26 protein-coding genes and 1 tRNA gene are annotated in these 24280 nt (G+C 69.1%); 13 read left to right on the forward strand and 14 right to left on the reverse strand.

Translation table 11 applies throughout. The features are described from left to right. Positions 1-29 precede the first annotated feature (29 nt). A complete protein-coding gene (locus K206_RS0111880) occupies positions 30-239 on the reverse strand; it encodes a twin transmembrane helix small protein (protein ID WP_020202635.1) in 210 nt (69 codons plus the stop codon). A gap of 84 nt (positions 240-323) precedes the next feature. On the opposite strand from K206_RS0111880, the gene K206_RS38070 reads away from it, so the two are divergent. The 5 genes from K206_RS38070 to K206_RS0111905 all read left to right on the forward strand — a co-directional run bounded on the left by K206_RS38070 (position 324) and on the right by K206_RS0111905 (position 4720). After that, positions 324-1139, forward strand: a complete 816-nt coding sequence (locus tag K206_RS38070; protein ID WP_020202636.1) for an SURF1 family protein — start codon at positions 324-326, stop codon at positions 1137-1139. 61 nt (positions 1140-1200) lie between these two features. Continuing rightward, a complete protein-coding gene (locus K206_RS0111890) occupies positions 1201-1857 on the forward strand; it encodes a hypothetical protein (RefSeq protein WP_020202637.1) in 657 nt (218 codons plus the stop codon). Positions 1858-1908: 51 nt separating this feature from the next. Continuing rightward, complete coding sequence (locus tag K206_RS0111895; RefSeq protein WP_020202638.1) at positions 1909-3012, forward strand: heme A synthase; 1104 nt, start codon at positions 1909-1911, stop codon at positions 3010-3012. Further along, positions 3009-3944, forward strand: a complete 936-nt coding sequence (locus tag K206_RS0111900; RefSeq protein WP_029043522.1) for a heme o synthase — start codon at positions 3009-3011, stop codon at positions 3942-3944. Before K206_RS0111895 ends, K206_RS0111900 begins: the two co-directional genes overlap by 4 nt. Before the next feature lie 146 nt (positions 3945-4090). Further along, positions 4091-4720 carry an SCO family protein gene (locus K206_RS0111905; RefSeq protein ID WP_020202640.1) on the forward strand — a complete coding sequence of 210 codons (630 nt, stop codon included), beginning with the start codon at positions 4091-4093 and terminating at the stop codon, positions 4718-4720. 112 nt (positions 4721-4832) lie between these two features. Here the strand turns inward: K206_RS0111905 and rpoH are convergent, their stop codons facing one another. Then, complete coding sequence (rpoH, locus tag K206_RS0111910; protein WP_029043524.1) at positions 4833-5762, reverse strand: RNA polymerase sigma factor RpoH; 930 nt, start codon at positions 5760-5762, stop codon at positions 4833-4835. A gap of 353 nt (positions 5763-6115) precedes the next feature. On the opposite strand from rpoH, the gene K206_RS0111915 reads away from it, so the two are divergent. Continuing rightward, a complete protein-coding gene (locus K206_RS0111915) occupies positions 6116-6994 on the forward strand; it encodes a pirin family protein (RefSeq protein WP_029043525.1) in 879 nt (292 codons plus the stop codon). Here K206_RS0111915 and ybiB read toward each other — a convergent pair. The 5 genes from ybiB to K206_RS0111940 form a co-directional block, all read right to left on the reverse strand. Further along, the gene (gene ybiB / locus K206_RS0111920) at positions 6991-8001 is read right to left on the reverse strand and encodes a DNA-binding protein YbiB (RefSeq protein WP_020202643.1); all 1011 of its coding nucleotides are present in this window, start codon (positions 7999-8001) and stop codon (positions 6991-6993) included. The two genes, K206_RS0111915 and ybiB, sit on opposite strands and share 4 nt — an antisense overlap. A 118-nt stretch (positions 8002-8119) precedes the next feature. Further along, positions 8120-8923 carry an ABC transporter ATP-binding protein gene (locus K206_RS0111925; RefSeq protein WP_020202644.1) on the reverse strand — a complete coding sequence of 268 codons (804 nt, stop codon included), beginning with the start codon at positions 8921-8923 and terminating at the stop codon, positions 8120-8122. A gap of 18 nt (positions 8924-8941) precedes the next feature. Then, positions 8942-9754, reverse strand: a complete 813-nt coding sequence (gene ntrB, locus K206_RS0111930; RefSeq protein ID WP_043366369.1) for a nitrate ABC transporter permease — start codon at positions 9752-9754, stop codon at positions 8942-8944. A 196-nt stretch (positions 9755-9950) separates the two neighbouring features. After that, on the reverse strand, positions 9951-11267 hold the full coding sequence (locus K206_RS0111935) for a CmpA/NrtA family ABC transporter substrate-binding protein (protein ID WP_020202646.1): 1317 nt from the start codon (positions 11265-11267) through the stop codon (positions 9951-9953). Positions 11268-11599: 332 nt separating this feature from the next. Then, the gene (locus K206_RS0111940; RefSeq protein WP_029043526.1) at positions 11600-12244 is read right to left on the reverse strand and encodes an ANTAR domain-containing response regulator; all 645 of its coding nucleotides are present in this window, start codon (positions 12242-12244) and stop codon (positions 11600-11602) included. A 235-nt stretch (positions 12245-12479) separates the two neighbouring features. On the opposite strand from K206_RS0111940, the gene K206_RS0111945 reads away from it, so the two are divergent. Together K206_RS0111945 and maiA are read left to right on the forward strand one after the other, a co-directional pair. Next, positions 12480-13181, forward strand: coding sequence for a fumarylacetoacetate hydrolase family protein (locus tag K206_RS0111945; protein WP_020202648.1), 702 nt, complete (start codon positions 12480-12482; stop codon positions 13179-13181). Positions 13182-13188: 7 nt separating this feature from the next. Next, entirely contained in the window at positions 13189-13833 is a 645-nt protein-coding gene (gene maiA / locus K206_RS0111950) for a maleylacetoacetate isomerase (protein ID WP_029043527.1), read from the forward strand. Between the two features lie 180 nt (positions 13834-14013). Here maiA and ftsY read toward each other — a convergent pair whose 3' ends face one another. Then, on the reverse strand, positions 14014-15183 hold the full coding sequence (ftsY, locus tag K206_RS0111955; protein WP_029043528.1) for a signal recognition particle-docking protein FtsY: 1170 nt from the start codon (positions 15181-15183) through the stop codon (positions 14014-14016). 60 nt (positions 15184-15243) lie between these two features. Here ftsY and K206_RS0111960 point away from each other — a divergent pair, with 60 nt between their 5' ends. The 5 genes from K206_RS0111960 to K206_RS0111980 all read left to right on the forward strand — a co-directional run bounded on the left by K206_RS0111960 (position 15244) and on the right by K206_RS0111980 (position 20005). Then, complete coding sequence (locus K206_RS0111960) at positions 15244-16779, forward strand: pitrilysin family protein (protein WP_029043529.1); 1536 nt, start codon at positions 15244-15246, stop codon at positions 16777-16779. Between the two features lie 19 nt (positions 16780-16798). Continuing rightward, positions 16799-18172 carry a pitrilysin family protein gene (locus K206_RS0111965; protein WP_020202652.1) on the forward strand — a complete coding sequence of 458 codons (1374 nt, stop codon included), beginning with the start codon at positions 16799-16801 and terminating at the stop codon, positions 18170-18172. Positions 18173-18323: 151 nt separating this feature from the next. Further along, positions 18324-18953 (forward strand): 16S rRNA (guanine(966)-N(2))-methyltransferase RsmD, encoded by a 630-nt coding sequence (gene rsmD / locus K206_RS0111970; RefSeq protein ID WP_020202653.1) that lies wholly within the window; start codon positions 18324-18326, stop codon positions 18951-18953. Positions 18954-19189: 236 nt separating this feature from the next. Further along, on the forward strand, positions 19190-19675 hold the full coding sequence (gene coaD, locus K206_RS0111975; protein WP_020202654.1) for a pantetheine-phosphate adenylyltransferase: 486 nt from the start codon (positions 19190-19192) through the stop codon (positions 19673-19675). 69 nt (positions 19676-19744) lie between these two features. Next, complete coding sequence (locus K206_RS0111980) at positions 19745-20005, forward strand: YfhL family 4Fe-4S dicluster ferredoxin (protein ID WP_020202655.1); 261 nt, start codon at positions 19745-19747, stop codon at positions 20003-20005. A gap of 114 nt (positions 20006-20119) precedes the next feature. On the opposite strand, the gene pth is transcribed toward K206_RS0111980, so the two are convergent. The 6 genes from pth to lolB all read right to left on the reverse strand — a co-directional run bounded on the left by pth (position 20120) and on the right by lolB (position 24214). After that, positions 20120-20713, reverse strand: a complete 594-nt coding sequence (pth, locus tag K206_RS0111985; RefSeq protein ID WP_020202656.1) for an aminoacyl-tRNA hydrolase — start codon at positions 20711-20713, stop codon at positions 20120-20122. 146 nt (positions 20714-20859) lie between these two features. Beyond that, the gene (locus K206_RS0111990; protein WP_020202657.1) at positions 20860-21465 is read right to left on the reverse strand and encodes a 50S ribosomal protein L25/general stress protein Ctc; all 606 of its coding nucleotides are present in this window, start codon (positions 21463-21465) and stop codon (positions 20860-20862) included. A 103-nt stretch (positions 21466-21568) separates the two neighbouring features. Beyond that, the gene (locus K206_RS0111995; protein ID WP_020202658.1) at positions 21569-22522 is read right to left on the reverse strand and encodes a ribose-phosphate pyrophosphokinase; all 954 of its coding nucleotides are present in this window, start codon (positions 22520-22522) and stop codon (positions 21569-21571) included. Between the two features lie 85 nt (positions 22523-22607). Next, positions 22608-22684: transfer RNA gene (locus tag K206_RS0112000), tRNA-Gln, on the reverse strand. A gap of 58 nt (positions 22685-22742) precedes the next feature. Continuing rightward, the gene (gene ispE / locus K206_RS0112005) at positions 22743-23621 is read right to left on the reverse strand and encodes a 4-(cytidine 5'-diphospho)-2-C-methyl-D-erythritol kinase (protein WP_020202659.1); all 879 of its coding nucleotides are present in this window, start codon (positions 23619-23621) and stop codon (positions 22743-22745) included. Continuing rightward, positions 23618-24214 carry a lipoprotein insertase outer membrane protein LolB gene (gene lolB, locus K206_RS0112010; protein ID WP_020202660.1) on the reverse strand — a complete coding sequence of 199 codons (597 nt, stop codon included), beginning with the start codon at positions 24212-24214 and terminating at the stop codon, positions 23618-23620. Before lolB ends, ispE begins: the two co-directional genes overlap by 4 nt. Positions 24215-24280: the final 66 nt, after the last annotated feature.

The raw sequence follows: 24280 nt of genomic DNA on the forward strand, positions 1-24280 counted from the left end.
CGGCCATCCGCGGGCCCGGCGCGCGCGCCTCACGGCCCCATGCGGATGCCGGTGCTCTGTATCCAGCCCATCCAGTGCGAGAACAGGATGAACAGGAACAGCGCCACGGAGAAGCCGACCCGGAACATCAGCGAGCGCATCATGTTCGGCGTCCTGCCGCGGTCGCGCATCATGAAGAACAAGGCGGAGGCCAGGCTGCCGACGATGAGGACGAACGCGATGAGGATGACGATGCGCATGGAGGGTTCGCCCGGGTGGGATCGGCTGGAGGTGAAGTACCATTATCGCACCGGCGCGCCGTTGCCGGCACTCGGGGGCCGCCCGTGAAACCGTGGCGCGCGCTGAGCCCGGTGCCTGCCATCGCCGCGCTGGCGGTGATCGCCGTGACCTGCGCGCTGGGCAACTGGCAGCTCGGCCGCGCCCACGAGAAGATCGCGCGGGCGCAGCGGCTGCAGGCGCTGGCCGCGCAGCCGCCGCTGGAAGTCGGGCGGACGCTGGTGGCGGGCCCGGTGGCCGAGCGGCGCGTGCATGCGCGCGGCCGTTTCGACGCGGACCATACCGTGCTGCTGGACAACCGGCCGCATGGCAACGGCAGCGACAGCCGCGCCGGCTTCATGGTGCTGACGCCGCTGCGCGTGGCGGACGACCGCGTCGCGCCGGCGGTGCTGGTGCTGCGCGGCTGGCTGCCGCGCGACGCGCAGGACCGCACCCGCATCGCGCCGTTCGCCACGCCCGCGGGCGAGGTGGACGTGGAAGGCACGGCGCTGGCAACGGTGCCCCGGGTCTTCGGCCTCGGCCGCGGCGCGGATGCCGAAGCCGGCCAGAAGATCCGCCAGAACGTGGACATCGCCGCCTTTGCCAGGGAGCTGGGCATGCCCTTGCAGCCGTTCGTGCTGGAGCAGCGCAGCGACAATGGCGACGGGCTGGCGCGCGACTGGGCGCCGGCCGACATCGGCGCCGACCGCCATTACGGTTATGCCTTCCAGTGGTTCGGGATGGCCGCGCTGACGCTGGTGCTGCTGGTGGCGCTGAGCTGGCGGCGCGCGCGGCGCATGGCGGCCGAGGCGCGGGCGGAGACGCCGTCGGAGATGCCGCCGGAGATGCGGCCCGAACCACCGCGGGGCCGCGCGGTCAGATGAGCGCGGCACCCGCGACCGGACGCCCGAGAGACAGAAAAGACAGAAGAGACGAACGAACGTGATGCCACAACGAGACCCAGCGCCGGCCCAGGCCGCGCGCGCCGCACCGCAGGACCCGCGCATCGATGCCCGCACCCGGCGCGGCCGCATCCAGATGCTGCTGCTGCTGCTGGTGTGTGCTTCGCCGGTGATTGCCTCCTACCTGACCTACTACGTGTTCAGGCCGGCCGGCGGCACCACCAACTACGGCGCGCTGATCGAGCCGCAGCGCCCGATGCCGGCCGTGCAGGTCGCCAACGAGCGCGCCGAGCCGGTGCCGCTGGACAGCTTCAAGGGCAAGTGGCTGCTGATCAGCGCCGACGGCGCCGCCTGCGGCGAAGCCTGCGCCAGGAAGCTGTTCACCATCCGCCAGCTGCGCGCCGGCCAGGGCCAGGACCGCGAGCGCATCGTGCCGGTATGGCTGGTCAGCGACGACGGCCCCATCGACGCGCGCCTGTCCGCCGCCTACAACGAGCCCTACGCCGGCGTGCGCTTCCTGCGCGCGCCGCGCGACGCGCTGCAGAAGTGGCTGCCGCCCGACGCGGGCGCGCGCATCGAGGACACGCTCTACCTGGTCGACCCGCTCGGCAACCTGATGATGCGCTTCCCGAAGGACCCGGACCCCCAGAAGATGAGCTCCGACCTCAAGAAGCTGCTCAAGTATTCCCACATCGGCTGAACCCACATCGACTGAAGCCCGGGCTTACGGCCAGACTCAACGACTACGCGCATGCTGCTCCAACTCGCCGTCATCGGCGTCCTGATCGCGCTGTTTCCCCTGAGCTACGTGCTGGTCAGGGGCGACCGCAACAAGTACCGCAAACTGGTGTGGATCACCGCCTTCCTGACGCTGGACCTGATCATGTTCGGCAGCTTCACGCGGCTGACCGATTCCGGCCTGGGCTGCCCGGACTGGCCGGGCTGCTACGGCCACTCCAACCCGCACGCGGCCAGCGAGCCGATCCGCGCGGCCGAGACCGCGTTGCCCAGCGGCCCGGTTTCCGCCACCAAGGCCTGGATCGAGATGATCCACCGCTATTTCGCGATGGCGGTGGGCGTGCTGATCATCACGCTGATGGTGCTGGCCTGGGTCAGGCGGCGCGAGCTGCGGCAGTCGCCGTGGTTCGCCACCGGCGTGCTGCTGCTGGTGTGCGTGCAGGGCGCGTTCGGCGCGTTCACGGTCACGCTCAAGCTGCAGCCCGTCATCGTGGTCACGCACCTGATGCTGGGCATGGCCTTGCTGGCGTCGCTGATCTGGCTGGGCTCGCGCAACGACCCGCCGCTGGGCGTGGCGCCGGCCGCCGGCGCGCTGCGCTGGCCGGCGCGGCTGGGGCTGGCGCTGCTGGTGCTGCAGATCTTCCTGGGCGGCTGGGTGAGCACCAACTACGCGGTGCTGGCCTGCACCGACTTCCCGCTGTGCAACGGCCAGCTGGTGCCGGAGATGGACTTCCGCCACGGTTTCACGCTGTGGCGCCAGCTCGGCATGACCGCCGACGGCGACTACATCCCGCACTCGGCGCTGGTGGCGATCCACTGGGTGCACCGCGGCTTCGCCTTCGTGGTGCTGGGCTACCTGGCGTGGTTCGGGCTGCGCGCGCGCCGCCTCGGCGGGCTGGCGCGCCACGCGGGCTGGCTGCTGGGCGTGCTCGCGCTGCAACTGGCCACCGGCCTGTCCAACATCGTGTTCGACTGGCCGCTGGTGGCCGCGGTGGCCCACAACGGCGGCGCGGCGGTGCTTCTGATGCTGTTGGTCCGCCTCAACTACAATATAGGGCTCGCGGCCCGCGCCGCTGACCTCGCTACTGACGTGCCGGCCGCCGTGCGCGCCACATGAAAGAGAAGATTCCCCCCGTGGTTACTGCTACCCACCCTCATCCTGCCGGACGGGTCCGTCACCTGGTCCGCCAGTACGCCGCCCTCACCAAGCCCCGCGTCACGCAACTGGCCGTCTTCTGCGCCATCATCGGCATGTTCCTGGCTTCGCCGGGCATGGTGCCGTGGCCGGTGCTGATCGGCGGCGCGGCGGGCATCTGGCTGCTGGCGGGCGCGGCGTTCGCCATCAACTGCCTGGTGGAGCAGAAGATCGACGCGCTGATGCGCCGCACCGCGTGGCGCCCCTCGGCCACCGGCGAGATCACCACCGCGCAGACGCTGGTGTTCTCCGCGGTGCTGGGCGGGGCGGGGATGTGGCTGCTGCACGTGTTCGCCAACGACCTGACCATGTGGCTGACGGTGGCGACCTTCGTCGGCTACGCGGTGGTGTACACCATCCTGCTCAAGCCGGCCACGCCGCAGAACATCGTGATCGGCGGCCTGTCCGGCGCCATGCCGCCGGCGCTGGGCTGGGCGGCGGTGTCGGGCACCGTGCCGGCCGAAGCGTGGTTCCTGGTGCTCATCATCTTCACCTGGACCCCGCCGCATTTCTGGGCGCTGGCGCTGTACCGCCGCGCCGACTACGCCAAGTCGGGCCTGCCGATGCTGCCGATCACCCACGGCGAGCGCTTCACCCTGCTGCACATCCTGCTGTACACGCTGATCATGATCGCGGCCACGCTGCTGCCGTTCGTGTACGGCATGTGCGGTTATATCTACCTGGCGTCCGCGCTGGTGCTCGGCGGCGGTTTCCTGGCCTATGCCTGGAAGCTGTACCGCAACTACTCGGATGCGCTGGCGCAGCGCATGTTCCGCTTCTCGATCCTGTACCTGTCGCTGCTGTTCGCGGCGCTGCTGATCGACCACTATTTCAAGTTCCTGCCGCAGTCCTGAACGGCGCGCCGGCGCCGGTCTTGCGGCATCTTGTCGCGGACCGGGCGCAGCGGCGGCGCGATCGGCGATACTGCGCCCATATGCCAATGCGAGGCGGCCAATGTGAAGCGGCCGCCCCGCGCCGCCCCATCCATCACGCGACCCGAATGCCTACCCGCCCCTTCCCCGGTTCTTCCTCCAGCTTCGCGCTGCTGCTTCGTCGTTTCTGCCTGCTGGCGCTGTGTTCGCTGCTGCTCGCCGCGTGTGGCCAGCAGCGCGCGTCCTTCAAGAACGTCGACATCACCGGCGGCAGCGAATTCGGCAAGGACTTCAGCCTCACCGACCACACCGGCAAGGTCCGCACGCTGGCCGACTTCAAGGGCAAGGCGGTGGTGATGTTCTTCGGCTACACGCATTGCCCGGACGTCTGCCCGACCACGATGGCCGAGCTCAAGGCGGTCATGGAGCAGCTCGGCCCCGATGCCGACAAGGTGCAGGTGCTGTTCGTCACGGTCGACCCCGAGCGCGACACGCAGGAGCTGCTGGCGCAATACGTGCCGGCCTTCGACCCGCGCTTCCTGGGCATGCGCGCGGCCGACGACGCCGCGCTGCAGAAGGTGGCCAAGGACTTCAAGGTGTATTACGCCAAGGTGCCCGGCACCTCGCCGAACAACTACACGATGGACCACTCGGCCGGCAGCTACGTGTTCGACCCGAGCGGCAAGCTGCGCCTGTTCATCCGCCACGGCCAGGGGCCGGAGCCGATCGTGCACGACCTCAAGCAGCTGCTGTCCTGATCCGCGTGCCGCCGCCGGCGGCGCGCGGACGAAAAAAGGGCCGGTCGTGAGGACCGGCCCTTTTTCGTTGCGCGGCGCGGCTTTCACCGCCGCGCGCGGTCAGGCAAACGCTTCAGGCAAACGCTTGCAGCGCGCCCTTCATCTTCTTCATCGCCGCCGTTTCGATCTGGCGGATGCGCTCGGCCGACACGCCGAACTCGTCAGCCAGCTCGTGCAGCGTCGAGCCGCCCGAGCCGTCGTCGTTGACGTGCAGCCAGCGCGCCTCGATGATACGGCGGCTGCGCTCGTCGAGCTTGCCCAGCGCTTCTTCCAGGCCCTGCACCTGCAGGCGGTCGTGGCGCTGGGCCTCGATCACGCGGGTCGGCTCGTTGTGGTTGTCGGCCAGGTAGGCGATGGGGGCGAATTCCTCCTCGCCGTCGTCGATCTGGCCTTCCAGCGCCAGGTCGCCGCCCGACAGGCGGGTCTCCATCTCCATCACTTCTTCCGGCTTGACGTTCAGCTCGCGCGCCACCGCGTCGATCTGTTCCGGCGTGAAGGTGTGGGCGCCCTGCTTGTGGCTGCGCAGGTTGAAGAACAGCTTGCGCTGGGCCTTGGTGGTGGCCACCTTGACCATGCGCCAGTTCTTCAGCACGTACTCGTGGATCTCGGCCTTGATCCAGTGCATGGCATACGACACCAGGCGCACGCCCTGGTCCGGGTCGAAGCGCTTCACCGCCTTCATCAGGCCGATGTTGCCTTCCTGGATCAGGTCGGCGTGGGGCAGGCCGTAGCCAAGGTACTGGCGGGCGATGGACACCACCAGGCGCAGGTGCGACAGCACCAGGCGGCGCGCCGCGTCGACGGAGTCGTGCTCGCGCAGGTCGCGCGCAAGCCGCTGCTCCTCCTCGGGCGTCAGCATGGGGATACGATGGACAGCCTGGATATAGCTGTCCAGGTTTCCCAGATTACCGGGAAACGTCAGCGCGAACGCCCCGGCGCCCTGAGGCGCCGTAGGCAGGCGGCTGCTGGTTTGGGTCTGGTCGGCAGATAGGACCGCGTTCACTCGATTGCTCCTTTCGCATCCGGCGGGTGGGTTGCCCGCGGCGCTCGCCACAAGGGTCCGCGCACTGCATTGCAACACATATTAGCACTCAAGCCGGGGGACTGCTAAGTTGGAGTCCCCATGGGGTTGATAGTTCCAGCTAATTGATGCCGTGAATCACATAGTCTTTTATCGGGGCCGGCTTCCGTCATGTGGCGTAATCACTATCAGACAGCGTTCGCTGCCTTATCGGACAAAGATTAGAGGGGGCGCGCCCCGTCTGGTTCTGTCGCCGGATGAGATGCTGTGTTCCGCCAGCAGCTACACTCCTCTCATTTGGCCGGCCCTCAGCTTCGGCCCAACCGGGGAGATCCATGTCTGTCATCGAACACTTGCTCAAGCCGCACACACGCGACCTCGGCGACGGCTTCACCGTCAGCCGCGTGCTGCCCGCCGCCGCGGCCCAGACGGTGGGCCCGTTCATCTTCTTCGACCACATGGGGCCCACGGCCCTGCCGCGCGGCCAGGGGCTGGATGTGCGCCCGCATCCGCATATCGGCCTGGCCACCGTGACCTACCTGTTCGACGGCGAAATCCTCCACCACGACAGCCTGGGCAGCAAGCAGGTGATCCGGCCCGGCGACGTCAACTGGATGACCGCCGGCAGCGGCATCGCGCACTCGGAGCGCTCGCCCGCGGCGGCCCGCGAGGCCGGGCCGAGCCTGCACGGCATCCAGACCTGGGTGGCGCTGCCGCTGGAACACGAAACCACCGCGCCGTCGTTCTTCCACCATCCGGCCGCGACGCTGCCCAAGCTCGAGCGCCCGGGCGTGCGCATGACCGTGATCGCGGGCGATGCGTTCGGCGCCGAGGCGCCGGTGAAGGTCTTCAGCCGCACGCTGTACGTGGCGATCGAGCTGGAGGCGGGCGCTAGCCTGGAGATCCCGCCCGAGCATGCCGAGCGCGGCGTCTATCCGGTCGACGGCGTGGTCGCGCTCGACGGCGAGGTGCTGCCGGAGCGTCACATGGCGGTGCTGGTGCCCGGCCAGACCGTCACGCTGAACGCCGAGGCGCCTTCGCGCGTGATGCTGCTCGGCGGCGACCCGACCGACGGGCACCGCTTCATCTTCTGGAATTTCGTCGCCAGCAGCAAGGAGGCCATCGAAGCCGCGTCGCAGCGCTGGGAGAACGACCAGTTCCCGCGCGTGCCGGGCGAGGACGACCGCATCCCGCTGCCGCCGCGCAAGCGCTAGACCGGGCTGGTCCAGGCCACGCGCGTGCCCTGCTGCACGCAGCCGCGGATGGCCTCGACCTGGGTGGCGATCGGTGCCGGCACCGGCACCTTGCCGTCCAGCACGGCGCGGATCCAGGCCGCGGTCTGCGCGGCGTCGTTGCCGGGCGGCAGCTCCGGCACCTCGCCAATCGAGCCCGCGGTGGGGTCGACCAGCGTGCGCTGGTGGCCGTCGTGCAGCCAGTCGATGCGGCCGGCGCGGCGCGCGTCGGCCACCACCTCGCCCTCGGTGCCGCGCGCCAGCAGCACGTTGGCCGGCTCGTGCGAGAAGTAGTCGGTCAGGGTCTCGCGGTATTCCGGATGGGTGTAGCTGTACAGGCGCAGCGCCTCGGCCGGCGTATGCGCGCCGACGGGCTGCAGCATCTTCGCCACCGTGTGCGAGGAATTGCGCAGGCCGATCTGCATGCGCCGGTCGAGCAGCCGCGACAGCGCCGGCGACAGCACGTCGACCGGCAGCACCGCCAGCGGGTTGTCCTTCTCGCGCAGGCGGGACTCGGCTTCGGCCACCGTCGCGCACGGCGCGATGCCGAGCGCCCCGAACAGCGCGATGCTGGTCACGCGCCCGCTGAATTCGCGGCTGCCGTGCACCAGCACCGGCACGCCTTCGCGCGCCAGCAGCAGCGCCAGCAGCGGCACCAGGTTGGGCTGCTTGCGCGCGCCGTTGTAGCTGGGGATGGAGACCACCACGCGGTCGGGCGGCGCGGCCAGCGGCAGGCAGTGCGCGTGCGCGGCCTCCAGCATGCCGGCCAGCTCGTGCGGCGCCTCGCCCTTGATGCGGTAGGCCATCAGCACGGCGCCCAGCTCGATGTCGGCCACGCGGCCGGCCAGCATGGCGTCGAACAGCGTCTGCGCATCCTCGCGCGGCAGCGCGCGGGCGCCGTTGACGCCGCGGCCGATTTCCTTGATGTACCTGGCTGCGGCGAAAGGGGCAGCGGCGGGGGTGGCAGCGGGCGTGGCGGTGTCGGTCATGGCGGGCTGGGACGGTGTTGTTTGTGGTTCATGATAGCGGAGCGGGCCGGCGCTGCCCATCGCAGCCGCCGGCCCGCGCCGTTGAATCCGCGCCATGAACCCGCGGCCCGGCCCGCGCTCAGGCCGCTTCCTTGAGCGCCGGATTGCGCTGCTTGCGGTACAGGAAGTCCAGCACCGCGGTGCGGCAGGCGTGGTAGGCCTTGTCGTCGGCCAGCGCCATGCGCTCGCGCGGGCGCGGCAGGTCCACCGGCAGCACCTCGCCGATGGTCGCCGCGGGGCCGTTGGTCATCATGACGATGCGGTCGGCCAGCAGCACGGCCTCGTCCACGTCGTGCGTCACCATCACCACCGTGCTGCGGGTCTTGGCGACGATCTTGATGAGCTCGTCCTGCAGGTGGGCGCGCGTGAGCGCATCGAGCGCGCCGAACGGCTCGTCCATCAGCAGCACCTTGGGCTCCATCGCCAGCGCCCGCGCGATGCCCACGCGCTGCTTCATGCCGCCGGAGATCTCCTGCGGGTACTTGCCCTCGGCATGGGTCAGGCCCACCATTGCCAGCGTGTCGTGCGTGCGGGCCTTGAGCTGCGTGCGGTTTTCGCTGCCGCCGAACACGCGTTCCACGCCGAGGTAGACGTTCTCGAAGCAGGTCAGCCACGGCAGCAGCGAGTGGTTCTGGAACACCACCGCGCGGTCCGGCCCCGGGCCGGAGATCTCGCGCTCGGCGCAGATCAGCGCGCCGCTGCTGGGGCGGTCGAGCCCGGCCAGCAGGTTCAGCAGCGTCGATTTGCCGCAGCCCGAATGGCCGATCAGCGTGATGAACTCGCCGCGGGCGATGGTCAGGTTGACGTCGCGCAGCGCGACGAACGGTCCCTTCTTGGTCTTGAAGGTCTGGCCCACGTTTTCGATGCGGACGAACTTTTCCATGTCGTTCTCCCTGGCGCGCTAGTTGCCGTAGCTGAAGCGTTTGGCGAGGCTCAGCAGCGCGTATTCGAGCAGCAGGCCCACCACGCCGATGATGAAGATGGCGATCACGATGTGCTCCACCTTCAGGTTGTTCCACTCGTCCCACAGCCAGAAGCCGATGCCGGTGCCGCCGGTCAGCATCTCCGCGGCCACGATCACCAGCCACGCGGTGCCGATCGACAGCCGCACGCCGGTCAGCATGTAGGGCAGCACCGCCGGCAGCAGCACGCGCGTGAACACCTTCCACTCGGACAGGTCGAGCACGCGCGCCACGTTCAGGTAGTCCTGCGGCACGCGCGTGACGCCCACCGCGGTGTTGATGACCATCGGCCAGATCGAGCAGATGAAGATGGCCCAGATCGCGGCCGGGTTGGCGGACTTGAACAGCAGCAGCCCGATCGGCAGCCACGCCAGCGGCGAGACCGGCCGCAGCAGGCTGATGATGGGCGCCATCATGGCGTTGAGGAAGGCGAAGCGGCCCAGCGCGAAGCCGGCCGGGATGCCGATCAGCGCGGCCAGCCCGAAGCCCGCCGCCACGCGCGCCAGCGACGCCAGCACGTTCCAGCCGATGCCCTGGTCGTTGGGCCCGTTGCGGTAGAACGGGTCGGAGAACAGCGGCACGGCCGCGTGCCAGGTGGCGGCCGGCGTCGGGATGGCCGGGATCAGCGTGGCCACGCCGTGCCAGAACAGCAGGAACAGCGCGAAGCCGGCCACCGGCGGCATCGCCTTGAGCACCACCGCCGCGACGGCCTCGCGCCGCGCCGCGCGGCGCGCCTCGGCCTGGGCCTCCAGCGCGCGGCGCTCGGCGCGCTCGCGCGCCTGCGGGTCGCCGAGCGAGGCGAGTCCGCCGAGACTGGCGGCGCCGGCATCGGCGGGAGAAGCTGGGTTGCCGGCATGGTCGGCCGGCCGAGCTAGTGCATTCACGTCAGGCTCCTTGGAGGCGCCGGCGCGCAGGCGGCGCCGGCATTCATGCGGCAATCGGACCGGCTCAGGCCTTGATCTTGAAACCGTCGGCGTAGGCCTTCGGGTCCTTGGCGGCGTCCCACGTCACGCCGTCCATCAGGCGCGCGGTGCGGAAATCGCTCTTGGGCAGCGGCACCTGCGCGGCGGCGGCGCCCTGCTTGTAGACGTCGATGCGGTTGACCTTCTTGGCCACCGCCAGGTAGTCGGGATGCTCCTTGAGCAGGCCCCAGCGCTTGTGCTGCGTGAGGAACCACATGCCGTCGGAGAGGAACGGGTAGTTGGCGACGCCGTCCTGGTAGAACTTCATCGCGTCGGGGTCGTCCCAGGTCTTGCCCAGGCCGTTGCTGTAGCGGCCCAGCATGCGGTCCAGGATGATGTCCATGTCGGTGTTGACGTAGGACTTGGCGGCGATGGTCTCGGCGGTCTTGCGGCGGTTGGAGGCCGAGGCGTCGATGAACCGGGACGCTTCCAGCACCGCGGCCACCATCGCGCGCGCGGTGTTCGGGTACTTCTGCACGAACTCGGCGGTGGTGCCGAGCACCTTCTCGGGATGGTCCTTCCAGATCGCCTGCGTGGTCTCCGCGGTGAAGCCGATCTTGTCGGCGATGGCGCGCGCGCCCCAGGGCTCGCCCACGCAGTAGCCGTCCATGTTGCCCACGCGCATGTTGGCCACCATCTGCGGCGGCGGCACCGTGATGACCTTGGCGTCCTGCATCGGGTTGATGCCGTTGGCGGCCAGCCAGTAGTACAGCCACATCGCGTGGGTGCCGGTGGGGAAGGTCTGGGCGAAGGTGTAGTCGCGCTTTTCCTTCGTCATCAGCGCCTTCAGGCTGGCGCCGTCCTTGACGCCCTTCTCGGCCAGCTTGGACGACAGCGTGATGGCCTGGCCGTTGTGGTTCAGGCTCATCAGCACGGCCATGTCCTTCTTGGGGCCGCCGATGCCGAGCTGCACGCCGTAGACCAGGCCGTAGAGCACGTGCGCCGCGTCCAGCTCGCCGTTGACCAGCTTGTCGCGCACGCCGGCCCAGGAGGCTTCCTTGGTGGGCGTGATCTTGATGCCGTATTTCTTGTCGAGGCCGAGCGTGCTGGCCATCACCACCGAGGCGCAGTCGGTCAGCGGAATGAAGCCGATCCTCACCTCCGGCTTTTCCGGCGCGTCGGAGCCGGCCGCCCACGCGCCCGCGCGCACCAGCGGATCGACCAGCGTGACCACGCTGGCGCCGGCGATGGTCGCCAGCGCGCGGCGGCGTCCGCTGCTGGCGGGCACCGCGTCGGCGGCGGCGCCGGCATCGTTGGCGACCGCGGCATGCAGCGGCTTGGCAATCTTCAGGCGAGAGGGCATTCCACGGCTCCAAAAGAAAAGCGTCCTGAACCGCGCCGCGTTCGCCAGAATGCGGGACGGTCCAGGACGCCGTTGTCCTGTGATGCGGCGCGGCCTTCGTTGGCGGCGCCGATCGGGTTTGTGTGCGGCCTTCGTTGGCCGGCATGGCAACTACGCAAGCGGTGTGCCAGGCGCCGAAACTGGGAATCCGGGAAACGCGCGCGAAAGACGGGCCGCACGGCGCACGGGAACCGTGAACGGGTTGGCCGGCACGCGCGCTCCGGCGCGGGCGCGGTGCGCGCGGGGTTGCCGCGCGGCGCCATGTTTGTGCAATGCACCAGCGCCGTGCGCGCTCAGCTCATCACATCGATCACGCGGCGGGCGGCCTCGACCAGCTTGATGCCGCGCTCCATCGCCATGCTGCGCAGGCGCTTGTAGGCCTCGTCCTCGGTCATGCCGCGCTCCTTCATCAGCAGGCCCTTGGCGCGCTCCACTTCCTTGCGCTCGGCCAGCTGCAGGCGCGTGGCGTCGAGCTCGGCGCGCAGTTCCTGGTCGAGCTGGAAGCGCGCGTAGGCCACGTCGAGCACGGTCTTGACGCGCTCGGCGCGCAGGCCGTCGACGATGTAGGCGGTGATGCCCGCGGTGAGCGCGGCCTTGATGCGCTGGGCGTCGTCGTTGTCGGTAAACAGCACGATCGGCCGCGGCGCGTGCTGGGTCGAGACGCACACATGTTCCACCGTGTCGCGCGCGGCGGACTCGGAGGCGATGATGATGAGGTCGGGCTGGCGCGCGGCGATGGCGTCGGGCAGGCGCAGGTCCGCATCCACCGTGTCGATGTCGGTGAAGCCCGCCGAGACCAGCCCGGCCTGGATGGTCTCGACATTGAGCGGGTCGGCGTCGTGCGGGTCCCTGACCAGCAGGATGCGCAGGCTGCGCGATGCCGTGGGCGGCGTCGCGGGGCTCGGCGGGCTGGGAGGGGCGGGGGAGCGTCGGGTCATGGCGTCAGGGGCATTGTCGGCAGTCATGCAAGAACCGCGCCGGATGGTTCCTGCCATGTATTGCGGGGATACCCGCATGCGCGGCCCGCGGGAGTACACGGCGCGGAGGCGCGGTGTATGCTATCGCCCTGCTGCGCGGCAGGGCGTGCGCCGGCAACGCCGCGGTGCCGGTGCGCCGGCGCGCGGCCCAAAAAACACAGTACACACACAGTACAAGCAAAGTCTGGAGAGTTGGATGACCGAATTCGTATTCGCCCCGCCCGCGCCCACCGGCGTGCCCGTGCGCGGGGGCCATGCCCAGTTCCCGGTGCGCCGGGTCTACTGCGTGGGCCGCAATTATGCCGCCCATGCCCGCGAGATGGGTTCGGACCCCGACCGCGAGCCGCCGTTCTTCTTCTGCAAGCCCGCCGACGCGGTGAGCTACGTGGCCGACGGCACCGAAGGCCACTTCCCGTATCCGCAGGGCACCAGCAACTGCCATTACGAGGTGGAGCTGGTGGTGGCCATCGGCAAGGGCGGCAAGGACATCGCCGAGGCCGACGCCGCCAGCCACGTGTTCGGCTACGCCATCGGCCTGGACATGACGCGCCGCGACCTGCAGAACGAATCGAAGAAGACCGGGCGCCCCTGGGAGACCGGCAAGGCCTTCGACAAGTCCGCGCCGATCGGCCCGATCGTGCCGGTGTCCGCCATCGGCCATCCCGACAAGGGCGCGGTCACGCTGGCCGTGAACGGCGCCGAGAAGCAGCGCGGCGACCTCTCCGACCTGATCTGGTCGGTGCCCGAAATGGTGTCCTACCTGTCGCGCCTGTTCGAACTGCAGCCGGGCGACCTGATCTACAGCGGCACGCCCGAAGGCGTGGGCCCGGTGGTCAAGGGCGACGTCATGCAATGCAAGATCGAAGGCGTGGGCGAGCTCACCGTCAAGGTGGTGTGAGCCGATGCTGAAGCTCTACAGCTACTTCCGTAGCTCGGCTTCGTACCGGGTGCGCATCGCGCTGAACCTCAAGGGCCTGCCCTACGACTACGCGCCGGTGCACCTGCTGCGCGACGGCGGCCAGCAACTGCTGCCGGCCTACCGCGCGCTCAATCCGGACGCGCTGGTGCCGACCCTGGTCGACGACGATCACGTCCTGATGCAATCGGTCGCGATGGTGGAGTACCTCGACGAGACGCATCCCGAGCCGCCGCTGCTGCCCGGCAGCGCGCTCGACCGCGCCTACATCCGTGCGGTCGCGCTCGAGGTCGCGTGCGAGATCCATCCGCTCAACAACCTGCGCGTGCTGAAGTACCTCAAGCACACGCTGGGCGTGACCGAGGAAGCCAAGGACGCGTGGTACCGCCACTGGGTCGAGCTGGGCTTCGAGGCGGTCAACACCAACCTCGCGCGCTCGGGCAAGGCCGGCCGTTTCTGCTTCGGCGACACGCCGACGCTGGCCGACATCTGCCTGGTGCCGCAGGTGTTCAACGCGCAGCGCTTCAACATCGACGTGAGCCGCTATGCGGCGATCGCGAAGGCGTTCGAGGCGTGCATGGCGCTGCCGGCTTTCCAGCAGGCCGAGCCGAAGGCGCAGCCGGACGCGGAGTAGGGCGGCGGGTTGCCGGTGATGAAGACCCCGCGGTGGTTTGCGGGGTTCAGGTTGCTGACGAACTCTCCATTGCCGAAGGTTTGCTCCCCTCTCCCGCACGCGGGAGAGGGGAGACCACAAGCGGCAAGCCGGCCTTGCCGGCAATCCAGGCCCCGCAGCTATTGCGGGGCTTTTTTCCGTTCAGCCCAGCAAAGCCTCGGCGAACTCGTCGGCCCGGAACGGCTGCAGGTCTTCCACTTTCTCGCCCACGCCGATGAAATAGACCGGCACCGGGCGCTGGCGCGCGATCGCGGCGAGGATGCCGCCCTTGGCGGTGCCGTCGAGCTTGGTCACGATCAGCCCGGTCAGCCCGAGCGCGTCGTCGAAGGCCTTGACCTGGGCCAGCGCGTTCTGGCCGGTGTTGGCGTCGATCACCAGCAGCGCTTCGTGGGGCGCGCTCGGCATGGCCTTGGCGATGACGCGCTTGACCTTCTTGAGCTCTTCCATCAGGTGCAGCTGCGTCGGCAGGCGCCCGGCGGTGTCGGCCATCACGATGTCGATGCGCCGCGCGCGCGCGGCGTTGACCGCGTCGAAGATCACCGCGGCCGGGTCGCCGCTTTCCTGCGACACCACGGTGACGTTGTTGCGCTCGCCCCAGATCGTCAGCTGCTCGCGCGCGGCGGCGCGGAAGGTGTCGCCGGCGGCCAGCAGCACGGACTGGCCGTAGCTCTGGAAATGCTTGCACAGCTTGCCGATGCTGGTGGTCTTGCCGGCGCCGTTGACGCCCGCGATCATCATCACCATCGGCTGCTCGCGGCCCAGCGCCATCGTCTTTTCGAGCGGGCGCAGCAGGTTGGTGAGCAGCTCGCGCAGCGCGGCCTTGACGCCCTCGGAGGTTTCGATGCGCTCGCTCTTGACCCGGCGGCGCAGCTCGCCGAGCAGGTATTCGGTGGCCTCCACGCCCGCGTCGGCCATCAGCAGCGCGGTTTCCAGCTCCTCGAACAGGGCTTCGTCGACCTTGACGCCGACGAACAGGGTGCCGAGGTTGCGGCTGGTCTTGGACAGGCCCGAGCGCAGGCGCTGCATCCAGCCGCGCCGCGCTTCCGGCGTGGCGGCCGGCGGCGGGGTCAGGACCATTTCCTCGGCGGCGGCCGGCTGGGGCACCGGCTGCTGCGCGACCGGCGCGGGAGCGGGAGTGGAAATGGGGACGGGCCGGGGGGCCGGAACCTGGGCGGGCCCGGCGGCGGGAAGCGCCGCTGGTGCGGCGGCCGGCGACGGAACGGGTGCAGGCGCGGCCGCGGGCGCCGGGGCCGGCACCTCGGGTGGCGCACTGGCCGGTTCGGCCTTGCGCTTCTTCCAGAAACTAAACATTGGGAAAGGGGTCAATACCCCGGTAGAATCAATCGCCAAAATTCTAGCAGACGGGGTTGCATGAACCATTGTGCTGTCAGGTCCAGGCCGGGCGCCGCCCGTGCCGCATCGCCGCTCGCCGGCGCCTTCCGGGCTTCACGCGCCGCCGCTCGTGCGCGGCGCCTTCTTCCCACCCTGCTGCTAGGCGTCCTGCCCTGGTTCGGCGCGGTTCACGCGCAGACCGGCGTGGTGGCGCCGCCCCTGCCCACCGGCCGGGCTACCGCCTCCTCGCAGAGCGCGGCTGCCGAGGCTACCACTACCGAGTTCACGCTGTCCAACGGTATGCGCGTGATCGTCAAGGAAGACCACCGCGCGCCCACCGTGGCCCACCAGATCTGGTACCGGGTCGGCGGCATGGACGAGGTCAGCGGCACCACCGGCGTGGCGCACATGCTCGAGCACATGATGTTCAAGGGCACGCCCAAGGTGGGCATCGGCGAGTTCTCCAAGCAGATCGCCGAGCTGGGCGGGCGCGAGAACGCCATGACCAACCGCGACTTCACGCTCTATTACCAGCAGATCGGCAAGCAGTATCTGCCGCGCATGATGGAGCTGGAGGCCGACCGCATGGCCAACCTCATCATCCGCAAGGACGAGTTCGAGCGCGAGATGAAGGTGGTGATGGAAGAGCGCCGCCTGCGCACCGACGACTCCGCGCGCGGCACGGTCTACGAGCAGTTGCTGGCCACGGTGTTTACCGCCGCGCCGTACCGCCACCCGGTGATCGGCTGGATGGACGACCTCGTCAACATGCGCGTGGAAGACGTGCAGGCGTGGTACCGCGAATGGTACGTGCCCAACAACGCGCTGCTGATCGTCACCGGCGACGTCACCGCCGCCGAGGTGAAGACCCTGGCCGAGCGCACCTACGGCAAGCTCAAGCCGCGCCCGCTGCCGCTGCGCAAGACCCAGCTCGAGGCCGAGCAGAAGGGCATCAAGCGGATCTGGGTCAAGGCGCCGGCCGAGAATCCCTACGTGGTGCTGGCCTACAAGGTGCCGCGCCTGCACGACGTGGACAAGGACGTCGACCCCTACGCGCTCGAGGTCCTGGCCGCCGTGCTCAACGGCTACGACAACGCGCGCCTGACGCGCGACCTGGTGCGCGAGCGGCGCCTGGCGGACGACGTCAACGTCGGCTACGACAGCATCAACCGCGCGGAATCGATCATGGTGCTCGACGGCACCCCGGCCGCCGGCCACACCGCCGAGGAGATCGAGCGCGCGCTGCGCGACGAGGTCGCCCGCATCGCGCGCGACGGCGTCTCGCCCGAGGAGCTCAAGCGCGTCAAGGCGCAGGTCGTGGCCTCGCAGATCTACAAGCGCGACTCCGTGTTCGGGCAAGGCATGGAGATCGGCGTGGCGGAGATGGCCGGCATTTCGTGGCGCAAGCTCGACCGCATGCTGGAGCGCATCAAGGACGTCACGCCGGCGCAGGTGCAGGCCGTGGCCGCCAGGTATTTCAGCGACGACAACCTCACTGTGGCGACGTTGCTGCCCCAGCCGATCGATCCCAACAAGAAGCAGCAGGCGCCGGTCGATCCCGGCTCGCTGCGCTGAGTCACCAAGAGGACCGAAGATGCCTCTCTTTGCCCCGACGATCCCGTCGCCACGCCTGCTGCGCCGCCTCGCGGGCGTGGCCGGCGGCGCGCTGCTCGCGGCCGCCTCGCTGCTGGCCCCGCAGGCCGCGCAGGCCGCCATCCCGATCGAGCAGTGGACCACCTCCACCGGCGCGCGCGTCTATTTCGTGCGCAGCCCGTCCATTCCCATGCTGGACGTCAATATGGATTTCGACGCCGGCAGCCGCTATGACCCGCCCGGCAAGGCGGGGCTGGCCACGCTGGCGTCGGCCCTGCTCGACAAGGGCGCCGGCGCGCAGGACGGCCAGCCCGCGCGCGACGAAGCCCAGGTCGCCGACGCCTTCGCCGACACCGGCGCGGACTTCGGCGGCGCGGCCAGCAGCGACCGCGGCGGCATCGGCCTGCGCACGCTCACCAGCGAGCCCGAGCTGAGCCAGTCGCTCGCGCTCGCCGCGCAACTGGTCAAGGCGCCGGCCTACCCGGATGCCGTGGTCGCGCGCGAGAAGCAGCGCCTGATCACCGCCATCCGCGAAGCCGACTCCAAGCCCGGCGTGATCGCCGACAAGATGGTGTCGCGCGCGATCTATCCCGCGCATCCGTATGGCGTGTCCGCCACCGTGGCCTCGGTCGAGTCCATCACGCGGGCCGACCTGCAGCGCTTCTGGCACGACAACTTCGCCGCCTCGCGCGCCGTGGTGACGCTGATCGGCGCGATCGACCGCAAGCAGGCCGAGTCCATCGCCGAGGCGCTTACGCGCGGCCTGCCGGCCGGCGCCGCGCCGCCGGCCATGCCGCCGGTGCAGCTCGCCATCCCGGCCAGCGAGCAGCGCGTGCCGCATCCGGCGCAGCAGGCCACGGTGGCGATCGGCCAGCCCGCCATCGCGCGCGGCGACCCCGACTACTTCCCGCTGCTGGTGGGCAACTACGTGCTCGGCGGCGGCGGCTTCAGCTCGCGCCTGACCAACGAGGTGCGCGAGAAGCGCGGCCTGACCTACGGCGTGGACAGCTATTTCGCGCCGGCCAAGCAGGCGGGCCCGTTCGGCATCGGCCTGCAGACCAAGAAGGAGCAGACCAACGAGGCGCTGGCGCTGGTGCGCAAGGTGCTGGCGCAATACGTGGCCGAGGGCCCGACCGAGGCCGAGCTCAAGGCGGCCAGGGACAACCTCGTCAACGGCTTCCCGCTGCGCATCGACAGCAACCGCAAGCTGCTGACCAACGTGGCCAACATCGGCTGGTACGGCCTGCCGCTGGACTACCTGGACACCTGGACCGCGCAGATCGGCAAGGTGACGCGGGCGCAGGTGAAGGACGCCTTCCAGCGCCACGTGCATCCGGATGCGATGGCCACCGTGATCGTGGGCGGACCGGAATAAGACGTCGTTTCGGAAAGATCCTGGCCAGAACCGGCGGAACCGGCGGAACCGGCGGAACCGGCGGGGCAAGCGGAACAGGCGGAACAGGCGGAACAGGCGGAGCAAGGCGGGCGCGGAGCACGGGCGCGTCCGCAGGCTCTACAATCACGGCATGAATTCGCGTACCCGATCTCCTTCGCCCGCCGCCGGCGGGCCATCCCCGGCGCCTGCCGCGCGGCGCTCGCCCGCGCAGGTCCGCATCATCGGCGGCAAGTGGAAGCGCACGCCGCTGCCCGTGCTCGACGCCGAAGGCCTGCGCCCCACGCCCGACCGCGTGCGGGAAACCCTGTTCAACTGGCTCGGCCAGGACATGTCCGGCCTGGCGTGCCTGGACCTGTTCGCCGGCTCCGGCGCGCTCGGCTTCGAGGCCGCCTCGCGCGGGGCGGCGCAGGTGACGATGGTGGAGGCCAATCCGCGCGTGGCCAAACAGTTGCGCGACAACCAGTACCGGCTCGACGCGCAGCAGATCCGCATCGTGCAGGGTGACGCATTCGCAACCGCGGCGCAGATGCCGGCGTCGAGCTTCGACGTGGTCTTCCTCGATCCGCCGTTCGCGCAGGACTGGCTGCGGCCCGCGCTCGAGCACGCGGCCAGGCTGTCGCGCCAGGGCGGCGCGGTCTACGTGGAGACCGACCGCGCGCTGAACGGTCCCGACGCGCCGGTGCCGGCCGCGCTGGAGATCGTGCGGCATGCGCGCGCGGGCGCGGTGCACTTCCATCTGCTGCAGCACCGGACCACCTGATCCGCCCGGCGCGATCGGCCCGATCCGCCCGGCGGGGCGCCGTGGCCGGCCATCGCACGCTGGATGCCGCACTGCCGCGAAACCGTCATCGGGCGGCTTGCAAGTGCTGCTTTTAGCGTTACACTACGCCGCTGTCGCCAACGCTCGTCACGCAGCCTCGGCTCCCAGCCCTCACCATAGCGGGCGGGGCCAAGCGGTCCATCCAGGACCGGCAACGGGCAGAACAAGGAGGAAGCATGGTCGTCGCGGTCTACCCCGGCACGTTCGATCCAATGACCCGGGGCCACGAGGATCTGGTGCGCAGAGCGTCCAACATCTTCGATGAGCTCGTGGTCGGTGTGGCGCATAGTCCCAACAAGCGCCCGTTCTTTTCGCTGGAAGAGCGCATCGGTATCGCCCGCGAGGTGCTGGGCCACTATCCCAACGTGCGCGTGGAAGGCTTCTCCGGCCTGCTCAAGGATTTCGTCCGCAAGAACAACGCCCGCGTGATCGTGCGCGGCCTGCGCGCCGTGTCCGACTTCGAGTACGAGTTCCAGATGGCGGGCATGAACCGCTACCTGCTGCCCGACGTGGAAACCATGTTCCTGACGCCGTCGGACCAGTACCAGTTCATCTCCGGCACCTTCGTGCGCGAGATCGCGGTGCTCGGTGGCGACGTCAGCAAGTTCGTATTCCCCTCGGTCGAGCGCTGGCTGAAAGAGAAAATCGGCAAAGCGGAATAGAATGAGGGCTTGCGACATGCGGACCGCGGCCAGTCGGGCGCGGCCCATGTCCGGCTGAAAGGAAACACGATGGCACTGATGATCACCGACGACTGCATCAATTGCGACGTTTGTGAGCCGGAGTGCCCGAACGAAGCCATTTCGATGGGGCCCGAGATCTACGAGATCGACCCCAACAAATGCACGGAATGCGTCGGACACTTCGATGAACCGCAATGCCAGCAGGTCTGCCCCGTGGCTTGCATCCCGCACGATCCGGCCCGGGTCGAGTCGCGCGAGACGCTGATGGGGCGTTACCGCCTGCTGACGGCGGCCAAGCGCGCCGCCTGAAGCCACAAGGCCAGGCAGCCCGTTCGGCGGCAAAAAACCCCGGCACCGGAAGGTGGCGGGGTTTTTTGTTGGGTGCTTGTTGGGCGTCCCGCGCGCGTGATGCCGGCGCGGCGCTCAGCGGCCCGTGTGCAGCTCCAGCATGGCGCGCTCGCTCTCGCCCCTGGCCAGCAGCGACAGCGGCGCGATGCTGCGGTCGATGGCCTCGTCGATGGCCTGCTGCTCCTCACGGCGCGGCGGCTTGAGCACATAATTGATCACGTCCTCGCGCCCGCCCGCGCCGCCCGGCGCGTTGCGCGGATGGCCCACGCCCAGGCGCAGCCGCCAGTAGTCCTGCGTGGTCAGGTGCGCGGCGATGTCCTTGAGGCCGTTGTGGCCGCCGGCGCCGCCGCCGCGCTTGAGCTTGACCGCGCCCGGCGGCAGGTCCATCTCGTCGTGGGCGACCAGGATCTCGTCGGGCAGGATCTTGTAGAAGCGCGCCAGCGACACCACCGACAGCCCCGAGCGGTTCATGAAGGTGGACGGCTTGAGCAGCCAGATGTCCTGGTCCCACAGGCGCGCGCGCGCGGCCAGCCCGTGGAAGCGGCCTTCCACGCGCAGCGTGGCGCCGCCCATGCGGGCAAGTTGGTCGACCAGCCAGAAGCCGGCGTTGTGGCGGGTGGCTTCGTATTCCGCCCCGGGATTGCCGAGGCCGACGATGAGTTTGATCATGCGTGCACTACGTGGGTGAGGGCGGCCAGAGGCCAAGCATACGCGAAACGGCATGGGGACCGGCACGCGAAAAAAAGCCGCCGGACACGCCGGCGGCTCTTTCTTGCCATTGCTGGTGCGCGGCCCGCGGGCCGCGCTCAGGCAACTCAGGCAGCGGGCGTTTCGCCGCCTTCGGCAGCTTCCGCGACGCCACCGGCCGGCAGCGAGATGCTGGCGACGGCGGGGTTTTCGTCACCGTGGGTGATGGCGCTCACGCCCTTCGGCAGCTTCACGTCCGACAGGTGCAGGGTCTGGCCCAGCTCGCCCGCGCCCAGGTCCACCTCGATGAACTCGGGCAGGTCGGCCGGCAGGCACGACACTTCCAGTTCGTTCAGGATGTGGTTGACGATGCCGTGGCCCAGCTTCACGCCCGGGGCGTTTTCCTGGTTGACGAAGTGCAGCGGCACCTTCACGTGGATCTTGTCCGAGGCCGACACGCGCTGGAAGTCGACGTGCAGCACCAGCGGCTTGAACGGGTGCATCTGGAACGCGCGCAGCAGGGCCTTCTCGGCCTTGCCTTCCACTTCGAGGTCGAGGATCGACGAGTGGAACGCTTCCTTCTTCAGCGCGTGGAACAGCGCGTTGTGATCGAGTTCGATCATCTTGGGTTCGGCAGCGCCGCCATAGATGATGCCCGGGGTCTTGCCGGCGTTGCGCAGGCGGCGGCTCGCACCCGTTCCCTGTACGCTACGCTCGAAAGCTACGACTTTCATGATGACTCCAAATGTAAGAGGGCTGTCCGCGACCAGACAGCCCGATGAACCGGCAGGAAAGGGCTATTCGCCCCTGCCTGCCACAGTAAAGCCTTGAATTCTATCAGGAATCGGCAAACAGCGACATGATCGAGTCGCCCTTGACGATCCGGGTAAAGGTTTCGGCCAGCAGCGGCGCGGTCGACAGCTGGCGGATCTTGCCGGACTGGATGGCGTCGTCGCGCAGCGGGATGGTGTCGCACACCACCACTTCGTCCAGCTCGGAATCCGCGATGCGGGCAGCGGCACCGCCCGACAGCACCGGATGGGTGCAATAGGCGAAGACCTTCTGCGCGCCGCGCTCCTTGAGCACCTGGGCCGCCTTGCACAGCGTACCGCCGGTGTCGATCATGTCGTCCATGATCACGCAGTTGCGGCCGTCGACTTCACCGATGATGTTCATCACCTCGGCCACGTTGGCCTTGGGGCGGCGCTTGTCGATGATGGCCAGGTCGCAGTTGAGCTGCTTGGCCAGCGCACGGGCGCGCACCACGCCGCCGACGTCGGGCGAGACCACCAGCAGGTCGCCGTAGTTCTTCTCGCGCAGGTCGCCCAGCAGGACCGGCGAGGCGTAGATGTTGTCGACGGGGATGTCGAAGAAGCCCTGGATCTGGTCGGCGTGCAGGTCCATCGTCAGGATGCGGTCGACGCCGGCGACTTCCAGCATGTTGGCCACCACCTTGGCCGAGATCGCGACGCGCGCCGAGCGCGGGCGGCGATCCTGGCGGGCATAGCCGAAGTAAGGCATGGCGGCGGTGATGCTGCGTGCCGAGGCGCGCTTGAGCGCGTCGACCATCACCATCAGTTCCATCAGGTTGTCGTTGGTCGGCGCGCAGGTGGACTGCAGCACGATGACGTGCTTGCCGCGAACGTTTTCCTGGATTTCGACTTGGACTTCGCCGTCGGAGAACCGGCCCACCTGTGCCTTCCCAAGGGGAATGCCGAGGTGCTGCACGACAGCCTCCGCGAGTTTGGGGTTGGCGTTGCCGGTAAAAACCATCAAGCCTTCGCTGCTCATTCGGTGCACCTGTCTTGCTGCTGGGGGGGACGACCGTCACCGGCTAGTGCCGGTGACGTATTCTGCGGATCTGCGAGGAATGTAATGGCAGGGGAAGAAGGATTCGAACCTTCGAATGCCGGAATCAAAATCCGGTGCCTTGACCAACTTGGCGACTCCCCTACACAACCGGGTCCGTCCATCGTCACATACAGCCAGCGTGACGCCGAACGAAAAACTATCAAGCGAGCGCTGCGAGCGGGTGGCGGGACAAACTCCTCGCACACTTGCCATCCCATCCGGGTGGCAACCGTTCCAGTACCTGCTGCGCCGTCTGCTCGTCATCAAACCGTGCAAACACGCAGGCGCCGGATCCGGTCATCCTTGCATGGGGACTGTATTGTCTCAACCATTCAAGGGCTCGGGCAACTTCGCCGAACTTCGCCGTTGCTATCGTTTCCAGATCGTTGCGACCGAAAGCGAATTTGTTTGTGCAAGCAGCGAAGACCGCAACTATAGAGATCGGCGTATCCCTTGTCAAGCGCCCGTCCGAAAAAATTTCCGGGGTCGGGACGTGCTGGCGCGGATGGACGATCACGAACCAGCTCTCGGGCAGCTCGACCGTGGCCAGTTCCTCGCCGATGCCCTGCGCGAAGGCATTCTCGCCGTGCAGGAAGAACGGCACGTCGGCGCCGAGCGTCAGGCCGATGCGCTTGAGTTCCTCGCGCGGCAGGCCCAGGCCCCACAGGTGGTTGAGCGCCATCAGCGTGGTGGCCGCGTCGGACGAGCCGCCGCCGATGCCGCCGCCCATCGGCAGCCGCTTGTCGATGGCGATGTCGGCGCCGAACGCGGTGCCGCCGGCCTGCTGCAGCGCGCGCGCCGCGCGCACGATCAGGTCCGAGTCGGCCGGCACGCCGGGCACCTCGGTGACGCGCTCGATGCGGCCGTCGTCGCGGCGGCGGAAGTCCAGCGTGTCGCTCCAGTCCACCAGCTGGAACACGGTCTGCAGCGTGTGGTAGCCGTCGGGGCGGCGCCCGGTCACGTGCAGGAAGAGATTGAGCTTGGCGGGCGCGGGGCAGCCGCGCAGTTCGGGCGGGGGCAGGGTGCGGGCAGTATTCATTGGGCCTGTTCCGGGTCGATCACGAGGCGGACCGACAAGGGGTTGCTGTCGCCGTCGCGCGCGAGGTCGATGCGGCGCGGCTGCTGTGCGGCCGCATCCTGCCACGCAACGTAGCGCACGGTCCAGCCGTTCTGCGCCAGCGTGGCCAGGCGCCCGCTGTCGTCGCGCGTGGCGCGCGCGGGCGAGCCCGGCGCGGGCCTGCCGTACAGCCAGTCGCGCATGCCGGCCACCGGCAGCGAGAAGCCGAGGGCTTCCTCCAGCAGCGTGTCCACCTCGGGCGCGTTGCGCGGCGGCTGGTTGGGCAGGTCGAGCGTGGCGCCGGACGGCGTGGAAGTCACCACGGCCAGGGTCTGGCCCAGCGGCGAGATCAGGTCGAGCCGCACGTTGCGGCCCTGCTCATGCCACTGGAAGCTGCCCTGCACGCCTTCGTCGCGGCCGTAGCGCACGTAGCTGGCGGCAAAGCGGCCCTTGAGGTCGCGCGCCTGCGCGGCCTCGCCGGTGTCGAACTGGCGGGTGGGCGTGATGCTGGCGCAGGCCGCGAGCCAGAGGGGCGCGGTCAGGCACAGCAGGGCTAGGCGTCGGGATATGGGCATGGGTGTCTGGCGCCCGCGCCGGCGGCGCGGGCGGCGGGCCTTCCTTCCGGCGCGGGCCGGAAGGAA

The sequence above is a fragment of the Cupriavidus sp. WS genome, assembly GCF_000395345.1.
In the GTDB taxonomy this organism is placed as follows: Bacteria; Pseudomonadota; Gammaproteobacteria; order Burkholderiales; family Burkholderiaceae; genus Cupriavidus; species Cupriavidus basilensis_B.

Coding starts and splice junctions, on each gene's coding strand:
- K206_RS0111880 (WP_020202635.1), bottom strand. CDS start 239: ATGCGCATCGTCATCCTCATCGCGTTCGTCCTCATCGTCGGCAGCCTG.
- K206_RS0111890 (WP_020202637.1), top strand. CDS start 1,201: ATGCCACAACGAGACCCAGCGCCGGCCCAGGCCGCGCGCGCCGCACCG.
- K206_RS0111895 (WP_020202638.1), top strand. CDS start 1,909: ATGCTGCTCCAACTCGCCGTCATCGGCGTCCTGATCGCGCTGTTTCCC.
- K206_RS0111900 (WP_029043522.1), top strand. CDS start 3,009: ATGAAAGAGAAGATTCCCCCCGTGGTTACTGCTACCCACCCTCATCCT.
- K206_RS0111905 (WP_020202640.1), top strand. CDS start 4,091: ATGCCTACCCGCCCCTTCCCCGGTTCTTCCTCCAGCTTCGCGCTGCTG.
- K206_RS0111915 (WP_029043525.1), top strand. CDS start 6,116: ATGTCTGTCATCGAACACTTGCTCAAGCCGCACACACGCGACCTCGGC.
- ybiB (WP_020202643.1), bottom strand. CDS start 8,001: ATGACCGACACCGCCACGCCCGCTGCCACCCCCGCCGCTGCCCCTTTC.
- K206_RS0111925 (WP_020202644.1), bottom strand. CDS start 8,923: ATGGAAAAGTTCGTCCGCATCGAAAACGTGGGCCAGACCTTCAAGACC.
- K206_RS0111935 (WP_020202646.1), bottom strand. CDS start 11,267: ATGCCCTCTCGCCTGAAGATTGCCAAGCCGCTGCATGCCGCGGTCGCC.
- K206_RS0111940 (WP_029043526.1), bottom strand. CDS start 12,244: ATGACCCGACGCTCCCCCGCCCCTCCCAGCCCGCCGAGCCCCGCGACG.
- K206_RS0111945 (WP_020202648.1), top strand. CDS start 12,480: ATGACCGAATTCGTATTCGCCCCGCCCGCGCCCACCGGCGTGCCCGTG.
- ftsY (WP_029043528.1), bottom strand. CDS start 15,183: ATGTTTAGTTTCTGGAAGAAGCGCAAGGCCGAACCGGCCAGTGCGCCA.
- K206_RS0111960 (WP_029043529.1), top strand. CDS start 15,244: ATGAACCATTGTGCTGTCAGGTCCAGGCCGGGCGCCGCCCGTGCCGCA.
- K206_RS0111965 (WP_020202652.1), top strand. CDS start 16,799: ATGCCTCTCTTTGCCCCGACGATCCCGTCGCCACGCCTGCTGCGCCGC.
- rsmD (WP_020202653.1), top strand. CDS start 18,324: ATGAATTCGCGTACCCGATCTCCTTCGCCCGCCGCCGGCGGGCCATCC.
- coaD (WP_020202654.1), top strand. CDS start 19,190: ATGGTCGTCGCGGTCTACCCCGGCACGTTCGATCCAATGACCCGGGGC.
- K206_RS0111980 (WP_020202655.1), top strand. CDS start 19,745: ATGGCACTGATGATCACCGACGACTGCATCAATTGCGACGTTTGTGAG.
- pth (WP_020202656.1), bottom strand. CDS start 20,713: ATGATCAAACTCATCGTCGGCCTCGGCAATCCCGGGGCGGAATACGAA.
- K206_RS0111990 (WP_020202657.1), bottom strand. CDS start 21,465: ATGAAAGTCGTAGCTTTCGAGCGTAGCGTACAGGGAACGGGTGCGAGC.
- K206_RS0111995 (WP_020202658.1), bottom strand. CDS start 22,522: ATGAGCAGCGAAGGCTTGATGGTTTTTACCGGCAACGCCAACCCCAAA.
- ispE (WP_020202659.1), bottom strand. CDS start 23,621: ATGAATACTGCCCGCACCCTGCCCCCGCCCGAACTGCGCGGCTGCCCC.
- lolB (WP_020202660.1), bottom strand. CDS start 24,214: ATGCCCATATCCCGACGCCTAGCCCTGCTGTGCCTGACCGCGCCCCTC.